20 protein-coding genes and 1 pseudogene are annotated in these 20096 nt (G+C 74.0%); 12 read left to right on the forward strand and 9 right to left on the reverse strand.

The window, feature by feature from the left end; translation table 11 throughout:
* Window positions 1-7: 7 nt before the first annotated feature.
* Complete coding sequence (locus tag ACLQ22_RS04610) at window positions 8-769, reverse strand: SDR family NAD(P)-dependent oxidoreductase (protein ID WP_425691209.1); 762 nt, start codon at window positions 767-769, stop codon at window positions 8-10.
* A 180-nt stretch (window positions 770-949) separates the two neighbouring features.
* Between ACLQ22_RS04610 and mshA the strand changes: the two genes are divergently transcribed.
* From mshA to ACLQ22_RS04625, 3 genes are all read left to right on the forward strand, one after another.
* Window positions 950-2314: a D-inositol-3-phosphate glycosyltransferase gene (gene mshA / locus ACLQ22_RS04615; RefSeq protein ID WP_425691210.1), complete on the forward strand. Its 1365-nt coding sequence runs from the start codon at window positions 950-952 to the stop codon at window positions 2312-2314.
* Between the two features lie 240 nt (window positions 2315-2554).
* Complete coding sequence (locus ACLQ22_RS04620) at window positions 2555-3082, forward strand: YbjN domain-containing protein (protein WP_425691211.1); 528 nt, start codon at window positions 2555-2557, stop codon at window positions 3080-3082.
* A gap of 322 nt (window positions 3083-3404) precedes the next feature.
* Window positions 3405-4400: a hypothetical protein gene (locus tag ACLQ22_RS04625; protein ID WP_425691212.1), complete on the forward strand. Its 996-nt coding sequence runs from the start codon at window positions 3405-3407 to the stop codon at window positions 4398-4400.
* Window positions 4401-4949: 549 nt separating this feature from the next.
* Here the strand turns inward: ACLQ22_RS04625 and ACLQ22_RS04630 are convergent.
* Together ACLQ22_RS04630 and ACLQ22_RS04635 are read right to left on the reverse strand one after the other, a co-directional pair.
* Window positions 4950-6329 carry an MFS transporter gene (locus tag ACLQ22_RS04630; protein ID WP_425691213.1) on the reverse strand — a complete coding sequence of 460 codons (1380 nt, stop codon included), beginning with the start codon at window positions 6327-6329 and terminating at the stop codon, window positions 4950-4952.
* A 269-nt stretch (window positions 6330-6598) separates the two neighbouring features.
* Window positions 6599-7930, reverse strand: a pseudogene (locus ACLQ22_RS04635) (MDR family MFS transporter); the annotation flags it as partial.
* A gap of 150 nt (window positions 7931-8080) precedes the next feature.
* On the opposite strand from ACLQ22_RS04635, the gene ACLQ22_RS04640 reads away from it, so the two are divergent.
* Window positions 8081-8848: a phosphoglyceromutase gene (locus tag ACLQ22_RS04640; protein ID WP_121400171.1), complete on the forward strand. Its 768-nt coding sequence runs from the start codon at window positions 8081-8083 to the stop codon at window positions 8846-8848.
* A 58-nt stretch (window positions 8849-8906) separates the two neighbouring features.
* Here ACLQ22_RS04640 and phoU read toward each other — a convergent pair whose 3' ends face one another.
* Entirely contained in the window at window positions 8907-9560 is a 654-nt protein-coding gene (phoU, locus tag ACLQ22_RS04645; RefSeq protein ID WP_425691214.1) for a phosphate signaling complex protein PhoU, read from the reverse strand.
* A gap of 199 nt (window positions 9561-9759) precedes the next feature.
* Here phoU and ACLQ22_RS04650 point away from each other — a divergent pair, with 199 nt between their 5' ends.
* On the forward strand, window positions 9760-11046 hold the full coding sequence (locus ACLQ22_RS04650; protein WP_416607566.1) for a sensor histidine kinase: 1287 nt from the start codon (window positions 9760-9762) through the stop codon (window positions 11044-11046).
* A 23-nt stretch (window positions 11047-11069) separates the two neighbouring features.
* A complete protein-coding gene (locus ACLQ22_RS04655) occupies window positions 11070-11753 on the forward strand; it encodes a response regulator transcription factor (RefSeq protein ID WP_088998216.1) in 684 nt (227 codons plus the stop codon).
* 59 nt (window positions 11754-11812) lie between these two features.
* Here ACLQ22_RS04655 and ACLQ22_RS04660 read toward each other — a convergent pair whose 3' ends face one another.
* Window positions 11813-12622: a hypothetical protein gene (locus tag ACLQ22_RS04660; RefSeq protein WP_425691215.1), complete on the reverse strand. Its 810-nt coding sequence runs from the start codon at window positions 12620-12622 to the stop codon at window positions 11813-11815.
* A 74-nt stretch (window positions 12623-12696) separates the two neighbouring features.
* On the opposite strand from ACLQ22_RS04660, the gene ACLQ22_RS04665 reads away from it, so the two are divergent.
* Both ACLQ22_RS04665 and ACLQ22_RS04670 read left to right on the forward strand, forming a co-directional pair.
* Window positions 12697-13641, forward strand: coding sequence for a Ppx/GppA phosphatase family protein (locus tag ACLQ22_RS04665; RefSeq protein WP_425691216.1), 945 nt, complete (start codon window positions 12697-12699; stop codon window positions 13639-13641).
* A gap of 175 nt (window positions 13642-13816) precedes the next feature.
* A complete protein-coding gene (locus tag ACLQ22_RS04670) occupies window positions 13817-14623 on the forward strand; it encodes a sugar phosphate isomerase/epimerase family protein (protein ID WP_199729520.1) in 807 nt (268 codons plus the stop codon).
* Window positions 14624-14704: 81 nt separating this feature from the next.
* On the opposite strand, the gene ACLQ22_RS04675 is transcribed toward ACLQ22_RS04670, so the two are convergent.
* The 3 genes from ACLQ22_RS04675 to ACLQ22_RS04685 are packed head-to-tail and all read right to left on the reverse strand — an operon-like array spanning window position 14705 to window position 16734.
* Window positions 14705-15277: a CGNR zinc finger domain-containing protein gene (locus tag ACLQ22_RS04675; protein ID WP_121400170.1), complete on the reverse strand. Its 573-nt coding sequence runs from the start codon at window positions 15275-15277 to the stop codon at window positions 14705-14707.
* Window positions 15278-15296: 19 nt separating this feature from the next.
* The gene (locus ACLQ22_RS04680; protein ID WP_425691217.1) at window positions 15297-16463 is read right to left on the reverse strand and encodes a glutathionylspermidine synthase family protein; all 1167 of its coding nucleotides are present in this window, start codon (window positions 16461-16463) and stop codon (window positions 15297-15299) included.
* A 1-nt stretch (window position 16464) separates the two neighbouring features.
* Window positions 16465-16734, reverse strand: a complete 270-nt coding sequence (locus ACLQ22_RS04685; RefSeq protein WP_233600126.1) for a hypothetical protein — start codon at window positions 16732-16734, stop codon at window positions 16465-16467.
* Window positions 16735-16865: 131 nt separating this feature from the next.
* Here ACLQ22_RS04685 and ACLQ22_RS04690 point away from each other — a divergent pair, with 131 nt between their 5' ends.
* The gene (locus ACLQ22_RS04690; RefSeq protein WP_121399992.1) at window positions 16866-17786 is read left to right on the forward strand and encodes a proline dehydrogenase family protein; all 921 of its coding nucleotides are present in this window, start codon (window positions 16866-16868) and stop codon (window positions 17784-17786) included.
* Between the two features lies 1 nt (window position 17787).
* Here the strand turns inward: ACLQ22_RS04690 and ACLQ22_RS04695 are convergent, their stop codons facing one another.
* Entirely contained in the window at window positions 17788-18198 is a 411-nt protein-coding gene (locus ACLQ22_RS04695) for a VOC family protein (RefSeq protein WP_425691218.1), read from the reverse strand.
* Between the two features lie 77 nt (window positions 18199-18275).
* On the opposite strand from ACLQ22_RS04695, the gene ACLQ22_RS04700 reads away from it, so the two are divergent.
* Genes ACLQ22_RS04700 through ACLQ22_RS04710 form a run of 3 tightly spaced genes read left to right on the forward strand, consistent with a single transcriptional unit; the run spans window position 18276 to window position 19976 of the window.
* A complete protein-coding gene (locus ACLQ22_RS04700) occupies window positions 18276-19073 on the forward strand; it encodes an alpha/beta fold hydrolase (RefSeq protein WP_425691219.1) in 798 nt (265 codons plus the stop codon).
* A complete protein-coding gene (locus tag ACLQ22_RS04705) occupies window positions 19066-19635 on the forward strand; it encodes a TetR/AcrR family transcriptional regulator (protein WP_425691220.1) in 570 nt (189 codons plus the stop codon). The genes ACLQ22_RS04700 and ACLQ22_RS04705 overlap by 8 nt, the downstream gene beginning before the upstream one ends.
* A 5-nt stretch (window positions 19636-19640) precedes the next feature.
* Window positions 19641-19976, forward strand: coding sequence for a YrdB family protein (locus tag ACLQ22_RS04710; RefSeq protein ID WP_425691221.1), 336 nt, complete (start codon window positions 19641-19643; stop codon window positions 19974-19976).
* The last annotated feature ends 120 nt before the right edge of the window (window positions 19977-20096 follow it).

The following is a 20096-nucleotide window of genomic DNA, read 5'->3' on the forward strand; positions in this document are numbered from 1 at the left end:
GGCCGGCTCAGCCGACCCGGTGCACCTTGTGCTGGGCGGCCTGCGCCAGCGGGCGTACGACGAGGCGGTCCACGTTGACGTGCTGCGGGCGCGTCGCGCACCAGGCGACGCAGTCGGCGACGTCCTCGGCGACCAGCGGCTCGGCGACCCCGGCGTAGACGGCCGCCGCCCGCTCGGCGTCGCCCGCGAAGCGGACCAGCCCGAACTCGTCCGTCCGGACCATGCCGGGGTCGATCTCGATCACGCGCACCGGTCGGCCGCACAGTTCCAGCCGCAGCGTGCCGGCGATCGCCGTCTGCGCGTGCTTCGCGGCGGCGTAGCCGCCCCCGCCCTCGTACACGGTGAAGCCGGCGGTCGAGGAGACGACCACGATGGTGCCGGCCCCGGACGCCTCCAACGCGGGCAGCAGCGCCTGGGTGACGCGCAGCGTGCCGAGCACGTTGACGTCGTACATCCACTGCCAGTCGCCGACCGACCCGGACTCGACCGGGTCCAGGCCGCGGGCGCCGCCGGCGTTGTTGACCAGGAGGGTGACCGGGCCCAGGGCCGCCGCCGCCGTGGCCAGGCCGGCCACCGACTCGTCGGAGGTGACGTCGCAGGCCACGGCGGTGGCCGCGCCCCCCGCGGCCTCGATCTCGGCCACCAGGGCGGCCAACCGGTCGGTACGCCGCGCGGCGGCGAGGACGTGGAATCCCTCGGCGGCGAGCCGGCGGGCGGTGGCCGCCCCGATCCCGCTGGACGCTCCGGTGACGACGGCGACAGAGGTCATCCGGCCATTCTCCCCCGGGCCCCCCGGGCGGGTGCCGGGGGAGCGGTGATGAGGTCCGTCACGCCCGGGCGCCGTCCCGGCGCATTACGGGTGCCCGATGGGGAAGATGACATCGGCCGGGGACGTTGTCCGAAGGGCGCCGGGCGTGCGGACGGCATCAACGTGACAAAAGGAGCGGACGTGGCGGAATTGCACACCGGTGTGGGTCGTCAGCGCGGTGCGCGCCCGTGGCCCCGCCCCCGGCGGATCGCGACGCTCTCGGTGCACACCTCACCCCTGCACCAGCCGGGCACCGGCGACGCCGGCGGCATGAACGTCTACATCCTGGAGGTCGCCCGGCGGCTGGCCGAGGCGGACGTCGAGGTGGAGATCTTCACCCGGGCCACCTCCGGCGACCTGCCCCCGGTGGTCGAGACGGCGCCCGGGGTGCACGTCCGGCACGTCACCTCCGGCCCCCTCGAAGGGCTCACCAAGGAGGAGCTGCCGGGGCAGCTCTGCGCCTTCACCGCCGGCGTGCTGCGCGCCGAGGCGTCCCGGCCCCCGGGCCACTACGACCTGATCCACTCCCACTACTGGCTCTCCGGCCAGGTCGGCTGGCTGGCCAAGGAGCGCTGGGGCGTGCCGCTGGTGCACACCGCGCACACGCTGGCGAAGGTCAAGAACGCCCAGCTCGCCGCCGGGGACCGGCCCGAGCCGAAGGCCCGCGTCATCGGCGAGGAACAGGTGGTCACCGAGGCCGACCGGCTGGTCGCGAACACGGCGGTCGAGGCCCGTGACCTGATCGACCGGTACGACGCCGACCCGGCCCGCGTCGCCGTGGTCGAGCCCGGCGTGGACCTGGACCGGTTCCGCCCGGCCCCGGGGAACCGCGACCGCGTCGTCGTCGAGGCCCGCCGCCGGCTCGGGCTGCCCGCCACCGGGTACGTGGTGGCCTTCGTCGGCCGCATCCAGCCGCTGAAGGCCCCGGACGTGCTCATCCGCGCGGTGGCCGCGCTGCGCGAGCGCGACCCGGTGCTCGCCGACGAGGTGACCGTGGTGATCTGCGGGGGCCCCAGCGGCAGCGGCCTGGACCGGCCGACCGCCCTGATGGAGCTGGCCGGCACGCTCGGCGTCACCGACCGGGTGTGTTTCCTGCCCCCGCAGACCGGTGACGACCTGCCCGCCCTGTACCGGGCCGCCGACCTGGTCGCGGTGCCGTCGTACAACGAGTCCTTCGGCCTGGTCGCGCTGGAGGCGCAGGCCTGCGGTACGCCGGTGGTGGCCGCCGCCGTCGGCGGCCTGGTGACCGCCGTGCGGGACCAGGTCAGCGGCGTGCTCATCGACGGCCACGACCCGGCCGACTGGGCCCGTACGCTCGGGCGCCTGCTGCCGGATCGGCTCCACCGGGCCGACCTGGCCCGGGGCGCCGCCCGGCACGCCCGCAACTTCTCCTGGCACCGCACCGCCTCCGGGCTGCTCACCGTCTACGGCGAGGCGATCGCCGCGCACCGGGCCCGGCTCGCCTCCGAGCTGGCCTGCGGCCCGGCGATGTCCTGCTCCTGGTGACCGTTCGCGCGCCAACCGCCAACCTGCTGTCGCGCCGTACCGCCGGCCGGTTGTCGTGCCGGCCGCCGGCTTGCTGTCGTGCCGGCCGTCGTCGTCCGGTGCCGGGGCGGTGCCGGCCACTGTCGTGCCGGCCGTCGTCCGGTCACGTGCCGGCCTCCGGTCACGTGCCGGCCTCCGGTCGTCGTCGTGCCGGTCGTCGTCGTCCGGTGCCGGGGCGGTGCCGGCCGTAGAGTGGATCCGATGAGCGGGAAGAGTGATCTTGCGGCCCTGATCGAGTCGGTCTGCGACGAGCGGGAGCTGGCCTGGGAGTCGACCGGCCCGGGCTCATACGCGGTCACGCTGCCGGGCACCCACAAGCTGAAGACGGTCTGCAACCTCATCGTCGGTGAGCACGCGCTGCGGATCGAGGCGTTCGTGATGCGCCAGCCGGACGAGCGGCGCGAGGAGCTGTGGGCCTGGCTGTTGCAGCGCAACGCCCGCATGTACGGCGTGTCGTTCTCCGTCGACGCGGTCGGCGACGTCTACCTGACCGGTCGCGTCAACCCGGCCGGGATCGACGCCGACGAGCTGGACCGGCTGCTGGGCGCGGTGCTGACGTACGCCGACGAGTCCTTCGACACGATGCTGGAGATCGGCTTCGGCAGCTCGATCCGGCGGGAGTGGGAGTGGCGGGTCAAGCGGGGCGAGTCCACCGCCAACCTTGCGGCGTTCGCCCACCTCTTCGAGCCGTCCCCGGGCGCGGCCGGGCCGTCGGGCGCGGCCGGGTAGTTGGGGCGCTGCCGGGCCGCGGGGCCGTCGGGCGTCGGGCGTGGCGGGGTAGTCGCGCGCCGCCGGGACGCCGGGCCGTCGGGCGCGGCCGGATAGTTGGGGCGCTGCCGGGCCGCCGGACCGTCGGGCGCGACCGGGTAGCCGGGCGTCGCCGGGCAGTCGGGCGTCGCCGGGCCGACCGGGGGTGCCGCGGACGACGCCTCGGGCACGGGTGCCCCTCCCGGAGGTTCGGACCGGTCCTGACGGGTATGCCGCACCGCGCGGTGCGGCACTGGGACCCGCCGCGCGCCGAGGACCAACTGTCTAGGAGCGTGAGCGTCCCATGGCTCAGCGGAACAGCTCAGGTCGCGGCGGGACTGCGACCAGGACGAAGCGGCAGCCGGGCAACCAGACCCCGAACACCCCGACGATCTCCGAGTCCGAGATCTCCCGGATGAAGGTGGACGAGATCCGGGGACAGCTGCGCAAGCGCGGGGTCTCCGGCATCTCCGCCCTGCGCAAGCCGGACCTGGTGAAGACCCTGGCGAAGACCCTGCGGGCGGAGCGTCCCTCGGGCGGTGCCGCGCGTCGCAGCACCGGGCCCGCCGGTCGGGCGACGGGAACGCGGGCGTCCGCCGGACGGGCCGCCGCCACGAAGAAGGCGGCGTCGGGCCGGGCGGCGAACAAGGCCGCCCCGGGCCGGGCGCAGGCCGCGAACAAGGCCGCCCCGGGCCGGGCGCAGGCCGCGAACAAGGCCGCCCCGGCAAAGAAGGCGGCGGCGAAGAAGACGGCAGCGAAGAAGGCTCCGGCGGCGAAGAAGACCGCGGCGGCGAAGAAGGCCCCGGCCAGGAAGGCCGCAGCGAAGGCGGCCCCGGCGAAGAAGACCACGTCGGCGGCCCGGAAGTCCACGGCGCCCCGCGCGTCGGCGACGTCGCGGGCGGGCACGACGCGCGGCGGTACGGCGACCGGCGTCCGGACCGGGCGGAGCACCTCGCGGTCGGTGCGTTCCTCGCAACTCATCTCGTCCACCGCCGACCGGCCGGAGCGCCCCGGCCGCAGCCTGGTGACCACCAACCACGACGTGATCCGGAACTGGGCGCGGGAGCGCGGCGCCAAGCCGGCCACGATCGCGGGCACCGAGCGGGAGGGGCGGGCCGGCGTGCTCACCTTCAACATGCCCGGTTACCGCGAGAGCAGCCGGGTACGCGAGATCACCTGGGACGAGTGGTTCCGGACCTTCGACGAGCGGAAGCTGAACCTGATCTACCAGGAGCAGCTCCGCGACGGCCGGCCGAGCAACTTCTTCCGTACGGAATCGCCCGATCGTGAGGACGCCTGACGTGTTTGGGGGAATGGTCGACGGGTAAGCGCTGTTGGCCAACACCGAGGCCCGAGGTGGCGGCAGTTCCGGTGGGACCCGGAGCTGTGACCGGCGAGACAGCCCAACCAGGTTGTCTTCGTAATCCCGGGCGAACTAACTTTATTGCACCGCGCCACGCTTGGAACCGTTCGGGGGAGCGGTGGATCGATCAGATCCGTGCACCGAGTGAGGCGCAGGGGACGGGTGGAACAACACCGTTGGGGGACGGTGGCCACCTGTTTGGACCGGCGGCGCGAGCGGGCGACGCCTACGGGGGTGGGCTTCGCCCGCCGCCGCCGGTCATACGGTGCGAACGCCCATCGCGATCACGAGTCGCGATGGGCGTTCTGCTGTCCCCTCAACCACCCCACCCGCCCCGCCCCCACCTGTGCCTGGGCGCTGCCCGACCGCCGCCCGTCGGGCCTCCTCTCCCGGCCCCACCCGCCTGCCTCCCCCGCCGCTCGCGGCCTCCGTTGACCATGGGGTTGACGGCGATGTCGATCTCTCCAGACGCCGCCAACCTCATGATCACCGCACGGGGGCCGGGGTCGGGGTGGGAGGTGGTGGGAGGGGGGTGGAGAGTTGGCGGAGGGCGGCGACGCGACGTTCGCGGGGTGGGCCGGCGAGCAGGTGACAGCCGGCGGCCAGCAGTCCGAGCCCGCCGACGATGAGCCAGTGCCGGTCCCCGAGGTACTGCAGGCTGACCCCGCCCAGGGTGGGTGCCACGAACGACGCCGCCGGGAAGGCCAGGTAGAACACCGACTGGTAGCGGGCCCGCAGCTCGAGCGGGGCGAGGTCGGCGTTGATCTGCGCGTTGGGCGGCGCGGCGAGCATCTGGCCGATCGTCCAGACCACCGCCGCGGCCAGGTAGACGGCCACGTCGTCGGCGAACGCGAGGCTGGCGAACCCGAGCGCCAGCAGCGCGGTGGAGACGGCCAGGACGCGGTCCTTGCGGTGCCGTTCGATCAGCCGCGGCACGAAGAGCTGCCCGAGCACGATCAGGACTCCGCCGAGCGCCACCACCGCGCCGTACGCCGACGGGCGCAGGCCGTCCGACCGCATCGCGAGGGGCATGATCGTCGACGTCTGCATGGTCAGTACGGCCAACACGAAGGTCAGGCCCACGAAGGTGAGGAAGGTGCGGTCGGTCAGCGCCGTGTGCAGCCCCGGCTGCCGCTGCCGCCCCGCCCGCCGCTGCCGCCCCGCCCGCCGCGGCGCCACTCCGCCGCCGCGGACCGGTGCCGGCCGAAGATCTTGGACACCTGCCGTCCGGTCGGAACGGGAAGTGTCCAAGATCGGTGCAGGCGTGGCGGCGCGGCGGGGGAGCGTCTCCGGGACCTTCCAGGCGATGACCGCCGCCGCGAGGACGGTGGCGGCGGCGTCCACCAGGAAGAGCGCGACGAAGCTCGCCTCGGCGAGCAGGCCGGCCAGCAGCGAGGCGACGGCCATGCCCAGGTTGAACGCCCAGAACTGGAGGTTGAAGGCCCGGGAACGCCGCCGTTCGGGCACCACGTCGACGATCGCCGCGACGAAGGCGGGGCTGGGCATCGAGTGCGCCACCCCGACCAGCGCGGCGAGCGCCGCGATCATCACCAGGTGCCGGCTGAAGGCCAGCCCGACCATCAGCGCGGCGGTGGCCAGGTGAGCGGCGAGCAGGGTGGACCGCCGGCCCCACCGGTCGGCCAGCACCCCGCCGAGCAGCACGCCGCCCGCCCCGCCCAGCCCGTACGCCCCGACGACCGTCCCGGTGAGCGCCTCGCTCGCGCCCCGCGCCTCGGTCAGGTAGAGCGACAGGAAGAGCATCGCGAAGGCGCCGGCCCGGTTGATCAGCAGGCCGGCCCAGAGGTACCAGAAGGTGGCGGGGAGCCCGCCCGCGGTGTCGTCCAGCCAGCGGCGCAGGGCCCGCACCCGTCCTCCCGACAGTTCTGTTTCCTAACCGAAGCGCCCTCGACCGTAGGAAGCCGGGGGCTGCCGCGCCAGCGTGTCGCTGGTCACCGCACTCCCGTCGGCTCCGTCGCCCGCCCCGGGCCCTTGTCCGGCAGGTCGTCGTCCCAGGCCGGACCGACCGCCTCGGCGGGGGCCGCTCGGTCCGGGCCCTTGTCCGGCAGGTCGTCGTCCCAGGCCGGACCGACCGGCTCGGCGGGAGTCGCCCGCCCCGGGCCCTTGTCCGGCAGGCCGTCGCCCGACGCCGGATCGATCGGCTCGGCGGGGGCCGTCGCCGCCGCCTCGGCCACCTGCGGGGCGGGCGGCCGGATCGCCACGACCGGCACGACGGGACCGGTGGCCGTCCGTAGCAGCGTGGCCCGCCGCTCCCGGGTCGGGCCGGAGATCAGGTGGGCGAGCGCCATCAGCCCGCCGATGGCGGCGCAGCCGAACCAGAGCTGGGCGTTGCCGGCCTGCTCCCGGACCAGGCCGCCGAGCACCGGCGCGACCGCGGCGGCACCCTGCCAGGAGAGCGAGAAGACGCCCTGGTAGCGGCCGCGCAGCTCGGCGGGGGAGAGCTCTGCGATCAGGGTGGCGTTGGACGGCGAGTTGAGCATCTCGCCGACCGTCCAGATCAGCACGGTCAGGCCGTAGAACCAGGCGGTGTCGGCGAAGGCGGTGAGCCCGAACCCGACGCCCATCACCACCGACGCCAGGGCGAGCACGTGCGACCGGCTCCGGCCCCTGATCAGCCGGGGTACGAAGAGCTGGCCGACCACGATCAGCACCCCGTTGAGCGCGATCACGGAGCCGTAGGTGGTGGGGCTGAGGCCGGAGTCGCCCATCGCGATCGGCAGCATCGAGATGTGCTGGAGGAAGACCAGCGCGGCGAACAGGTTGAGCGTCACGAAGCCGAGGAAGACCCGGTCGCGCAGGATGGTGCGCAGCGCCCCGACCGGGGCGCCGGCGCCCTTGTGGCCGCCCCCGCTGGCGGGGGCCCGCCGGGTCTCGCCGACCTTGGCGAAGATGATCAGCGCGGTGATCACGGTGGTGGTCGCGTCGACCACGAAGAGCAGCAGGAAGCCGGCCTCGGCGGCGAGGCCGGCGAGGATCGCCGCGCTGGCGAAGCCGAGGTTGATCGCCCAGTAGTTCAGCGAGAAGGCCCGCAGCCGGTCCTTCTCCGGCACCACGTCGATCACCATCGCGCCGAACGCGGGCCGGGCGGCCTCGGCGAACATGCCGAGCAGCAGGGCGCCGAGCGCCACGGCCCACAGTTCCCGGGCGAAGCCGAGGGCGAGCATCATGGCCGCCGCGCCGAGATGCGCGGTGAGCAGGGTCGGCCGGCGGCCCCAGCGGTCGCTCAGCGTGCCGCCGGCGGTGGTGCCGAGCGCGCCGCCGACGCCCCACAGGCCGAGCACCAGCCCCGCCTGCGACGCGGAGAAGCCGCGCTCCTGCGTCAGGTAGATGGCCAGGAAGACCAGGACGAACGAGCCGAGCCGGTTGATCAGCGTGCCCGCCCACAGGTACCAGAAGGTGACCGGCAGGCCGCCGGTGGTGTCCCGGAACCAACCCCGCATCGTCCGCACGCCGGCGCCCCCGCCTCGTAATGACCGCCCTGATTATTGCGCCTTACAACCTAGTGCCGGGCCGGATGTCCGGGCAGCGCTTTTTCCACGTGGTGGTCGTCACGACCACCGCCCGCGCGTCGCCCGACGGCGTGCGGCAGGATGATCGGCATGACTGCTAGCGAGGGGCCCACCGTCGGGACGCTGGTCCTGCTGCGGCACGGCGAGAGCGACTGGAACGCCAAGAACCTCTTCACCGGCTGGGTCGACGTCGACCTGACCGAGAAGGGCGAGAACGAGGCGCGCCGCGGCGGCGAACTGCTGCGCGAGCACGACCTGCTGCCGGACGTGGTGCACACCAGCGTGATGCGCCGCGCGATCCGCACCGCCGAGCTGGCGCTCAACGCCGCCGACCGGCACTGGATCGCCGTGCGCCGGTCGTGGCGGCTCAACGAGCGGCACTACGGCGCCCTCCAGGGCAAGAACAAGAAGCAGACCCTGGAGGAGTACGGCGAGGAGCAGTTCATGCTCTGGCGCCGCTCGTACGACACCCCGCCGCCGCCGATCGCGGACGACGACGAGTTCTCGCAGGTCGGCGACCCGCGTTACGCGCTGCTGCCGAGCGAGCTGATGCCCCGCACCGAGTGCCTCAAGGACGTCGTCGGGCGGATGCTGCCGTACTGGTACGACTCGATCGTGCCGGACATCCTGGCCGGCCGTACGGTGCTGGTGGCCGCGCACGGCAACTCGTTGCGCGCCCTGGTCAAGCACCTGGACCAGATCTCCGACGAGGCGATCGCCAAGCTGAACATCCCCACGGGCATCCCGCTGCGCTACGACCTGGACCCGCAGCTGCGCCCGCTCACGCTTGGCGGCACGTACCTGGACCCGGCCGCCGCCAAGGCGGCCGCCGCCGCCGTGGCCAACCAGGGTCGCTGACCCCCGAGCACGAGGAAGGGTCCCTCCCGGCGCGCCGGGAGGGACCCTTCCGTGCGTCTCAGCTCGCCGAGGGCGTGGTCTGCCCGGTGATCAGGTAGACCACGTGCTCACCGGCGTTGACGGCGTGGTCGGCGAAGCGCTCGTAGAAGCGGCCGAGCAGGGTGGCGTCGATGGCGGTCTCCACCCCGTACGGCCAGTCCTCGCCGAGCAGCAGCCCGAACAGGCTCCGGTGCAGGTCGTCCATGGCGTCGTCGTCGCCGTCGAGTTCGGCGGCGAGGTCGGCGTCGGGCTTGGCGAGCACCGAGCCGATCTTGATGGCCATCCGGTCTGCGATGGCGGCCATGGCGGTGAAGGTCGGCCGCAGCTCCGCCGGAACGGCCGGCGAGGGGTGCCGGCGCAGGGCGGTCTTGGCGACGTGGTCGGCCAGGTCGCCCATCCGCTCCAGGTCGGCCGCGACGTGCAGCGCGGTGATCATCGCGCGCAGGTCGGAGGCGACCGGGGCCTGCCGGGCGAGCAGGTCGCAGACCCGCTCCTCGACGTGCCGGTAGAGCTCGTCGATCTCGGCGTCCCGCTCGATCACCGTCTCGGCCGCCCGGCGGTCCGCGGTGAGCAGGGCGTGGGTGGCCTGCCGCATCGCGGCCCGGACCCCTTCCGCCATGTCCACCAGCAGTTGGCTGACGATCTGCAGGTCAGCCCGGAACTCGTCGCGCATTGTCACGTCCTGTGGTCGGTGGTCGCCGGCCCGGGGGTCGGCGGGGAGCAGGTGTGCCGCCCACGGTAGGTCGGACGGGCGGACCCGAGGTGAACCTCGGTGAACGACGCCGGACGCGGGAGTGAACTTTGCCGGAAGCGAAGGTGATTCATCCTATTTGTGGTGGTTGCCAGGTTAACAATGACCATACGATCGCCGGGTGGAATGGGCGGTGGCGGTCGCGGTGGCCGTGGGGCTGGCGGTCGGACTGATCGCCGGGGTGCTGCTGCCCCGGTTCGTCCCGGCGCCGGGCGGGCGCGCCACGCGGGCGGGGAGCCGGTCCGGCTTCCCCAACACCTGGGGGAGGCTCCCGATAGCCGAGGATCCGCAGTCCGGCATCGGCCGCCGGACCATCGACTCCCTACGGGCCGGCGTGGTCGTGCTCGACCCCGACGACCTGCCCGTCCTGGTCAACCCGGCCGCCCGCGCGATGGGGCTGCTCCGCACCGGCCCCACCCAGGGCTCGATCGCCGCCCACCCGCTGATCCGTACGCTCGCCGGGCAGGTGCGGCGCACCGGCGTGCGGCGCGAGATCGAGCTGGACCTGCCGCGGGGCCGCGACAACGCCGGGGTGAACCCGCTCGGGGTGCACCTGCGGGCGATGGGGATCGGGGCGGGCTTCATCGCCGTCGAGGCCTCGGACGTGACCGAGTCGCACCGCCTGGCCCGGGTCCGCCGCGACTTCGTCGCCAACGTCAGCCACGAGCTGAAGACCCCCATCGGGGCCCTGCAACTCCTCGCCGAGGCGCTGCTGGACGCCACCGAGCCGGCCGGGGCGGGCGCGCCCGACCTCTCCGAGGACCTCGTCGCCGCCCGTCGGTTCGCCGAGCGCATCCAGCACGAGTCGACCCGGCTGGGCCGCCTGGTGCAGGAGCTGCTGGAGCTGACCCGGCTCCAGGGCGCCGAGCCGCAGCCGCCCCCGGAGCCGGTCGCGATCGACTGGGTGATCGCCGAGGTGATCGACCGGACCCGCACCTCCGCCGCCGCCCGCCGGATCGAGGTGACCGTCGACGCCGAGCGGGGCCTGACCGTCCACGGCAGCGACACCCAGCTCGCCACGGCCGTGTCCAACCTGGTGGAGAACGCCGTCAACTACTCGGGCGAGGACACCACCGTCCGGATCACCGCCCGCGCCACCGACGAACACGTGGAGATCTCCGTCGCCGACCAGGGCATCGGGATCGCCCCGACCGACGTCGACCGGATCTTCGAGCGGTTCTACCGGGCCGACCAGGCCCGGTCCCGGTCGACCGGCGGCACCGGCCTCGGGTTGGCCATCGTCAAACACATCGCCGGCAACCATGGCGGAAGGGTGCAGGTGTCGAGCACTCTTGGTGGTGGATCGACGTTCACCCTCCGGCTGCCCACCCGTCCCCCCGACGAGGTCCTGGCGACACCGCCGTCCGCTGGGATCGAGGCCGGTCCGGCCGAGCTCCGGCAGGCCTGACAGCACATGGAAAGGAAGTCCCGTTGAGCCGCGTTCTGGTGGTCGAGGACGAGGAGTCGTTCTCCGACGCCCTGTCGTACATGCTCCGCAAGGAGGGATTCGAGGTGTCCGTCGCCGCGACGGGAACCTCCGCCCTCACCGAGTTCGACCGGACCGGCGCCGACATCGTGCTGCTCGACCTGATGCTGCCCGAGATGTCCGGCACCGAGGTGTGCCGGCAGCTGCGGCAGCGCTCGCACGTGCCGATCATCATGGTCACCGCCCGCGACAGTGAGATCGACAAGGTCGTCGGCCTGGAGATCGGCGCCGACGACTACGTGACCAAGCCGTACTCGCCCCGGGAGCTGGTCGCCCGGATCCGCGCGGTGCTGCGCCGGCAGAGCGCCGAGGCCGCCGAGTCGGGCGGGCCGACGCTGGCCGCCGGCCCGGTCCGGATGGACATCGAGCGGCACGTGGTGACCGTCGACGGCGCCCCCGTCCAGCTCCCGCTCAAGGAGTTCGAGCTGCTGGAGCTGCTGCTGCGCAACGCCGGCCGGGTGCTCACCCGGGGCCAGCTCATCGACCGGGTCTGGGGGGCCGACTACGTCGGCGACACCAAGACCCTCGACGTGCACGTCAAGCGGCTGCGCTCCAAGGTCGAACCCGAGCCGTCCGCGCCGCGCTTCATCGTCACCGTGCGGGGTCTGGGCTACAAGTTCGAGCCCTGACCGGCGTACGCACGACGGGGCCCGCGCCGCGCGCGGGCCCCGTCGTCGTCGGTGGTCGGTCAGGCGCCGTCGGCGGGGTGCGGGGCGACCATGCCCTGCCGCCTGCGCGCCCCGCACACCTCGGCCAGCTTCGCGTACGCGGGGGCGCCGACGAGCGCGGTCAGCTCCGGGCCGTAGGAGACGTACATCGGCTCGCTGCCGACGTGCGCGTCGGTGGAGGAGGTGCACCACCAGTCCAGGTCGTGCCCGCCGGCGCCCCAGCCCCGCCGGTCGAACTCGGAGAGCGTGGAGACCAGCACCTTCGTGTTGTCCGGCCGCTTGACCCACTCCTGGTCGCGGCGGATCGGCAGCTGCCAGCAGACGTCGGGCTTGTATTCCAGCGGGTGCACCCCGTCGCGCAGCGCCTGCGCGTGCAGGGCGCAGCCGCCGCCGGCCGGGAAGTCGGCGTCGTTGAGGAAGACGCACGGCCCGTCGTCGCCCTGCGTGGCGGTGCGGCGGGCGGAGTTCTTGCCGTCGATGGTGTCGTTCTCGGTCCAGTTCTTGAACCCGCGCCGGAAGTGCTGCCACGTCGACGGGGTCAGCCGCTTGACCGCGGCCCGGACCCGCTGCTCGTCCTCGGAGTCGGTGAAGAACGCGCCGTGCGAGCAGCAGCCGTCGGCGGCCCGGCCGGCGACGATGCCGTGGCAGCCCCGGCCGAAGATGCACGTCCAACGGGAGAGCAGCCACGTCAGGTCGGCCCGGATGAGATGGTTGTCGTCCGCCGGGTCGGCGAACTCGATCCACTCCCGGGGAAAGTCCAGGGGCACCTCGCGGCTGCGGGGGTCGTCCGGGTCGTCCACCAGCACACGGAGTTCGATCTGGCCTGTCACCCGGCCCAGCGTACGCCCGGTGCCCCCGCCGGTCCGCCGAGCCGCGCAAACCGAGTGGCCCTAGTGTCTTCAGCATGCGACTGGGTGTCCTCGACGTCGGTTCCAACACGGTGCACCTGCTGGTGGTCGACGCCCATCACGGGGCGCACCCCTGGCCGGCGCACTCGGAGAAGGTCGTGCTGCGGCTGGCCGAGCAGATCGGCCCGGATGGCGCGCTCACCGAGGCCGGCGCCGACGGCCTGGTCAAGGCGGTCGGCATGGCCAAGGCGGCGGCCGTGGGGCTGGGCGCCGACGACCTGATCGCGTTCGCCACCTCCGCCGTGCGCGACGCCACCAACGCCGCCGAGGTGCTGGCGCGGGTGCGCGACGAGACCGACGTACGCCTGGAGGTGCTGCCGGGTGTGGACGAGGCGCGGCTGACCTTCCTCGCGGTGCGGCGCTGGTTCGGCTGGTCGGCGGGCCGGCTGCTGGTGCTGGACATCGGCGGCGGCTCGCTGGAGCTGGCGGCCGGCATCGACGAGGATCCGGCCGTCGCGGTCTCCCTGCCGCTCGGCGCCGGCCGGCTCACCCGGGACCGGCTCCGGGTGGCCCCCGACAGCGCGGCGCCGCCGCCGGCCGAGGCGGTCGACGAGCTTCGGGCGTACGTCGACGGGCTGCTCGAACCGGCCGTCGCGCAGCTGACCGCGGTGGGCTGGGAGCGGCCGGTGGCCACCTCGAAGACGTTCCGGACGCTGGCCCGGCTGGCCGGCGCGGCGCCCTCCGGTGCCGGACTGTGGGCGCCCCGGAGGCTCACCCGCGCCGGGCTGCGGCAGGTGCTCGCCTTCATCCGGCACATCCCGCCGGCCCAGCTCGTCGAGCTGGAGGGGGTCAGCGCCGGCCGGGCCCACCAGCTGCTCGCCGGTGCGGTCGTCGCCGAGGCCGTGCTGCGCCAGCTGGACGTGGACGCGCTGGACATCTGCCCCTGGGCGCTGCGCGAGGGCGTGATCCTGCGTCGCCTGGACCAGCTCGGCCCCGTGTGAGCGTGAGGAGTGAGCTTGCGAGCCCCGCAGTCGCGAACGGAAGGCGGACCCGTGTGAGCGCGAGGAGTGAGCTTGCGAGCCCCGCAGTCGCGAACGAAGAGCTGACCGGTGTGATTCGTGCGGTTTGCGGTTTCTCGTCACGAGCTGTCGATCGACCCCGGCTACCCTCGATGGTGTGACTTCCCGCGTCCCCGTGCTCCTGTCCACGTCCTCGGTCTTTCCTGAGCGGACCGCGGCGGCGTTCCAGTTGGCCGCCGCGCTCGGCTACGACGGCGTCGAGGTGATGGTCTGGACCGACGCCGTCAGCCAGGACGCCGGCGCGCTGCGCGGGCTCGCCGAGCACTACGGCGTCCCGGTGCTCTCCGTCCACGCGCCCTGCCTGCTGGTCACGCAGCGGGTGTGGAGCCCCGACCCGTGGGAGCGGCTGCGCCGCTCCGCGGAGCTGGCGGCGACGCTCGGGGCGCCCACCGTGGTGGTGCACCCCCCGTTCACCTGGCAGCGGGACTACGCGCGCAACTTCGCCGACGGGCTCGCCGCCATCGCCGCCGACTACCCCGACCTGCGCTTCCCGGTCGAGAACATGTACCCGGTCCGGATGGCGGGGCGGCAGTTCGTGCCGTACGTCCCGGGCTGGGACCCGACCGAGACGGGGTACGCCTCCTACACGCTCGACCTGTCGCACTGCGCCGCCTCGCACACCGACTCGCTGGCGATGGCCGACCGGATGGGCGCCAACCTGGCCCACGTGCACCTCGGCGACGGCACCGGCGAGGGCCGCGACGAGCACCTGGTGCCGGGGCGCGGCACCCAGCCCTGCGGCGAGCTGCTCTCCTCGCTGGCCGGACGCGGGTTCACCGGCTCGGTCGCCGTGGAGGTCACCACCCGGGGCGCGAAGAGCCGCGCCGTGCGGGAGGCCGACCTGCGGGAGTCGTTGGCGTTCGCCCGCCAGCACCTCGGCACCCCGTCCCCGGTCGACGCCTGAACGCCGCGCCGGGCCCGGTCGACGCCCGGCAGGCCGCCGCGCCGTGCCCGGCCGACGCCGGAGCGCCGGCCGGGCCGGGCGTCAGACGACCGTGCTGAGCGATTCCTTGCTGCTCACGCCGGCCTGCTCGCCGATGGCCGCGCGCTTGCGGGCGCGGTGGGCGGCCACGTGTGAGCGGGTGGCGCAGCGTTCCGAGCAGAACCGCCGGCAGCAGTTGGACGACGTGTCCAGGTAGACGTTGCCGCAGCGCTCGTCGGCACACACCCCGAACCGGGCGCTGCCGTACTCGCAGAGCCAGACCGACAGCCCCCAGGCGGCGCCGGCCAGGTATTCGGCGCTCACCGAGGCGCCCCGGCTGGTCACGTGCATGTGCCAGTCGCTGGAGTCGTGCCCGGAGATGCGGGGCTGCACCGGGAACGCCTCCAGCAGCGCGTTGAGCTCGGTCACCGCCTGGGCGTCCCGCCCGGATGTGCCGTACTCGAAGACGTCGCGCAGTCGCTTCTGCGCCCGCCGGAAGGTGGCGAGGTCGCGCTCCGCCACCTCGTCGCGCATCCACGCGTTGTCGTCGGGGAAGAGGGCCCGGAGGTCGTCGAGGTCGTCCAGGCGGGCGTTGACGAGATCAACGCCGGTCCGGGCGTACGCGTCGAAGTTCACGCCCACAACCGTAGACGACTCAGGGGATGCGTGGCGCGTCGATGTAGTGCGGCAGGAACCGCGCGTAGCCGTCGGTGATGAGGCTCCTGCTCTCCCGCACCCCCACCCCGGCCGACTCGCCGTCGACGATCCAGCTGCCCAGCACCATCCGGTTGCCGGCGAACTCGGGCAGCGCCCGGAACTCCTGGTAGCACCAGCCCTCGTCGCCGTAGATCCCCGGGTTGGTGATCTCGGTGTCGCCGGTGACGATCCGCACCGAGCCGCCCTCGCGGCCGAGCAGCGGCTTGGCCACGTACTCCGGCATGCCGCGCGGCGAGTCGAGGTACGCCGGCAGCAGCAGCTCGTGGCCCGGGTACAGCTCCCAGAGCACGGCGAGCAGCGCTTTGTTCGACAGCAGCAGCTTCCAGGCCGGCTCGATCCAGGTCGTCGGGGTGCCCGGCTCCAGCGCCAGCGGCCCGTACGGCTCGGCGAGCATCCACTCCCAGGGGTAGAGCTTGAAGCAGGTGGTGACCGCCTGGTCGGTCGCGTCGACGAAACGGCGGCCGTCCCAGCCGAGTCGCTGGATCGGCTGGAGCGTGACCTCCAGCCCGGCCTGGCGGGCGGTCTCGGCGAGGTAGCCGGCGGTCATGTGGTCCTCGCCGGACTCCTCCTCGTTCGACCAGACCACGTGCACCCGGCGGTCGTGCAGCCCCGCGCCGATCTTCGCCCAGGCGCCGACGAGGCGCTCGTGCAGGCTGTTCCACTGGTCCAGATCCGGCCGGGTGTCCTCCAGCCAGTACCACTGGATGATGCTCGCCTCGACCAGCGCGGTGGGGGTGTCGGCGTTGTATTCCAGCAGCTTCGGCGGCCAGCTGCCGTCGTAGGCGAGGTCGAAGCGCCCGTAGAGGGTGGGCGGCGTCTCGCGCAGCGACCGGGCCACGGCCTCGGCCGCCCAGGCCGGGATGCCGAACTCGGCGTAGCGGTTGCGCGCGACGACGTGTTCGGCGGCGGCGACCGACATCCGGTGCAGCTCCTCGGTCGCCTCCTCCAGCCGCAGCACCTCGTCCAGCTCGAACGCGTACGCGGCAGTCTCGTCCCAGTACGACATGATGCCGCCGTCGGGCAGCTCGGTGTCGACGTACACCAGGCCCTGCGAGCGGATCGTGGCGTCCCACTCCGGGCGGGGGGTGACCGACTCCCGGCGCACCTCAGCCGCCGCAGGAGGCGAGGTGGGTGCCGAAGCCGCCCCGGTCGGGCACCGCCGCGGCGGCCGGCTCCGGCGCGGTGCGCCCGGTGGTCACCGTGGGCGCCCGCAGCGCCAGGGCCACCGTCTCGCCGCCGCCCACGGGGCCGAGGGCGCAGTCGTCATCGTCGTCGTCCGAGGACATGTTGCAGCCGGAGAGGGTGAGCGCGAGGACGGTGAGCGCGCCGAGCTGCACGGAGGCCGACCGGAGCCGGCGACGGGGGCGATGTTCCACGTCATGGTTGTAACCGATGGGGTCCACCGCCGTCCGCCCCCGGACGGTGCCTGTGACGGTGTTGGAACCTGGCGACCGAGGCTGCCCCCGCTGCCCCGCGCGGGGCCACCGGCGGGCGTTACGCTCGGTCCATGCTCCGTACCGTCATCCTCGCCGCCTCCCGGTCACCCCAGGTCGAGCGGCTCGTCGCGACGGCCCCGTTCACCCGGGACCTCGTCCGCCGGTTCGTCGCCGGCGCCAAGACCGACGACGCGTTGCGCGCGACCCGCGAACTCGTCGACGACGGTCTCGCGGTCACCCTCGACAACCTCGGCGAGGACACCGTCACCCCCGAGCAGGCCACCGCCACCCGCGACGAGTACGTCGGGCTGCTGAAGCTGCTCTCCGGCGCGGGGCTCACCCCGGCCGCCGAGGTGAGCGTCAAGCTGTCGGCGCTCGGCCAGATGTTCGACGAGCAGCTCGCCTACGACAACGCGCGGGCGATCTGCGCCGCCGCCGAGGAGGCGGGCACCACGGTCACCCTGGACATGGAGGACCACACCACCACCGACTCGACGCTGGACATCCTCGCCAAGCTGCGCAAGGACCACCCGTCGACCGGCGCCGTGCTCCAGGCTTACCTGCGGCGCACCGAGTCGGACTGCCGCGAGCTGGCCACGGCCGGCTCCCGGGTGCGGCTGTGCAAGGGCGCGTACAAGGAGCCGGAGTCGGTGGCCTACCAGTCCGCGCGTGAGGTGGACAAGTCCTACGTGCGCTGCATGAACATCCTCATGTCCGGTGACGGCTACCCGATGCTGGCCACCCACGACCCCCGCCTGATCGCCATCGGGGAGGACCGGGCCCGCTGGTTCGACCGCGGCCCCGAGCGGTTCGAGTTCCAGATGCTGTACGGCATCCGCCCGGAGGAGCAGGCCCGGCTGGCCGGCGAGGGCTACACCGTGCGGGTCTACCTGCCCTACGGCGAGGACTGGTACGGCTACCTGATGCGCCGGCTCGCCGAGCGTCCGGCCAACCTCATGTTCTTCGGCCGGGCCGTGATGTCGAAGAAGTGAGTCAGTCGTTCGACCAGCCCCGGGTGCTCAGCACCAGGCGGTAGCCGTCCGGATCGGCCACCGCCACCCCCCAGCGGTCCCAGTACGGGCCGGCGGAGACCCTCGTCCCGCCGGCCCGTTCCAGTTCCCGGACCAGCTCGTCGTCGACGGGGCCGTCGAGGTAGAGCACCAGCAGGTCCGCGGGGGTCGGCGTCGGCGCGACGGCGAGCTGATCCCCGCCGACGAGTTCCAGGTGCCACTGGTCGCCCGGCCGGCCGACCATGAGCAGGTCGTGCTCGCCCGGCGCCTCGGCGGCGGAGCGCCAGAGCACGTCGAGGCCGAGCCCGCCGACCCAGAAGCGCTCGGCGGCCGCCAGGTCGCGGCTCGGTCGGGCGATGCGCAGGTGCGGGGCGGTGGCGTGGGTGAGCGGCATGAGCGGATCGTGCGACCTGAAGCCGGCGTGAGGTCAAGCCCTTGACGCCGTTGGCTAATTGCCTTAGCTTTTTGGATATGACAATTAGCTACGTCGAGCGGGACGGCGGACGGATCGCCTACGAGGCGCACGGGCGGGGGCCGCTCGTCGTCCTTTCGCACGGTGTGGGGGAGAACCGGGGCTCCTTCCGCCACCTGGTCCCGCTGCTCGTCGCGGCCGGGCACCGGGTGGCGTCGGTGGACGTCCGGGGGCACGGCGCGTCGAGCGCCGGCTGGCCGTCGTACACCCCGGCGGAGGTCGGCGCCGACCTGCTCGCGGTGGTCCGCGACCTGGGCGGCGGGCCGGCCACCCTGGTCGGCAGCTCGTCCAGCGCGGCGGCCGTGGTCTTCGCCGCCGCCGACGCCCCCGCCCTGGTCGACGGCATCGTCCAGGGCGCCCCGTTCGTCGAGGAGCCGAAGCTCAACCCGGTCACGCGGGTGGTCCAGACCGCCGTGCTGCGCAGCCCCCGGATCTTCGGGCTGTTCCACCGCACGCTCTTCCCGTGTGACCGGCCGGCCGACGACGCGGCGTACCGCAGGGCGATGGTCGCCAACCTGCGCGAGCCCGGCCGGATGGCGGCGATGCGCGGCGTGCTCGCGCCGGCCGAGCCGCACTGGACCGCCCGCGCCCGCGAGGTCCGGCAGCCGGTGCTGGTGCTGATGGGCACGAAGGACCCGGACTTCCGCGACCCGGGCGCCGGGGCGCGGGCGGCCCGCCGGCTCTTCGCCACCGCCGAGGCGCGGATGATCGACGACTCCGGCCACTACCCCCACGCCGACCAGCCGGCCCGCACCGCCGCCCAGCTCACCGAGTTCCTGGCGGTCACCGGTGCCTAGGGCCGGGCTGACCCAGGGCAGCGTGGTGCGCGAGGCGGCCCGGCTCGCCGACGAGGTCGGCGCCGACCAGCTCACCCTCGCCGCGCTGGCCGGCCGGCTCGGCGTCGCGCTGCCCAGCCTCTACAAGCACGTCCGGGGGGCCGACGCGCTCGCCCAGAAGCTCTCCGCGCTGGCCACCGCCGAACTCGCCGACGAGCTGACCGCCGCCGTCGCGGGCCGGGCCGGCGGGGAGGCGCTGCGGGCGGTCGCCGCCGCCTACCGGGCGTACGCCCACCGGCACCCCGGCCGCTACCCGGCCAGCCAGCGGGTGCCCGACCCGGCCGACCCGGAGCACGTCGCCGCCGGGGAACGGGCCGTCGGGGCGATCCGGGCCACCCTGCGGGGCTACGGGCTCGACGGCGACGCCGCCCTCGACGCGACCCGGATGCTGCGCAGCACCCTGCACGGGTTCGTCTCGCTGGAGGCGGCCGGCGGGTTCGGCCTGCCCCGCGCCGTCGACGCCTCCTTCGACAACCTGGTCGCCGCGCTGGACGTCGCGTTCCGGTCCTGGCCCCGGCGGTAAGGCCGGTGAAGGCCCTGGGACTGCTGCTGCTCTTCCTGCTGGAACTGGCCGTGCTGGCCGTCGGCGGCTGGTGGGGCTGGACCCTGGACGCGGCGACGCCCGTCCGGGTGGGCGCCGCCGTCGCCGTGCCGCTGCTGCTCGCCGCGCTCTGGGGAGTCCTCGGCTCGCCGAAGGCCCGCGTGCCGCTGCCGGCGGCGGGCAAGCACGCGTTCCAGGCCGCCTGGTTCGTGGCGGGCGGCGGGATGCTCGCCCTGCGCGGGCTGTCGCTGGCCGGGGTCGCGCTGGTCGTGGCGTGGGCGGTCACCGTCACCCTGCTCCGCCTGACGGGCCGCCCCGCCTGAACACCCGGGGGCTGCCGGGCGGCGTGGCTCGCCGGGGCGGCCCGATGGTCGTACCCTTCGGCGGGTGACTGACGGGCAGCCCGGCACGGACGGCCGACCGGTGACGGACGGCACGCCGGC

The organism is Micromonospora sp. DT178, from assembly GCF_049841695.1.
GTDB lineage: Bacteria > Actinomycetota > Actinomycetes > Mycobacteriales > Micromonosporaceae > Micromonospora.

Coding starts and splice junctions, on each gene's coding strand:
- ACLQ22_RS04695 (WP_425691218.1), bottom strand. CDS start 18,198: ATGCCGCTCACCCACGCCACCGCCCCGCACCTGCGCATCGCCCGACCG.
- ACLQ22_RS04625 (WP_425691212.1), top strand. CDS start 3,405: ATGGCTCAGCGGAACAGCTCAGGTCGCGGCGGGACTGCGACCAGGACG.
- ACLQ22_RS04665 (WP_425691216.1), top strand. CDS start 12,697: ATGCGACTGGGTGTCCTCGACGTCGGTTCCAACACGGTGCACCTGCTG.
- phoU (WP_425691214.1), bottom strand. CDS start 9,560: ATGCGCGACGAGTTCCGGGCTGACCTGCAGATCGTCAGCCAACTGCTG.
- ACLQ22_RS04700 (WP_425691219.1), top strand. CDS start 18,276: ATGACAATTAGCTACGTCGAGCGGGACGGCGGACGGATCGCCTACGAG.
- ACLQ22_RS04610 (WP_425691209.1), bottom strand. CDS start 769: ATGACCTCTGTCGCCGTCGTCACCGGAGCGTCCAGCGGGATCGGGGCG.
- ACLQ22_RS04620 (WP_425691211.1), top strand. CDS start 2,555: ATGAGCGGGAAGAGTGATCTTGCGGCCCTGATCGAGTCGGTCTGCGAC.
- ACLQ22_RS04690 (WP_121399992.1), top strand. CDS start 16,866: ATGCTCCGTACCGTCATCCTCGCCGCCTCCCGGTCACCCCAGGTCGAG.
- ACLQ22_RS04640 (WP_121400171.1), top strand. CDS start 8,081: ATGACTGCTAGCGAGGGGCCCACCGTCGGGACGCTGGTCCTGCTGCGG.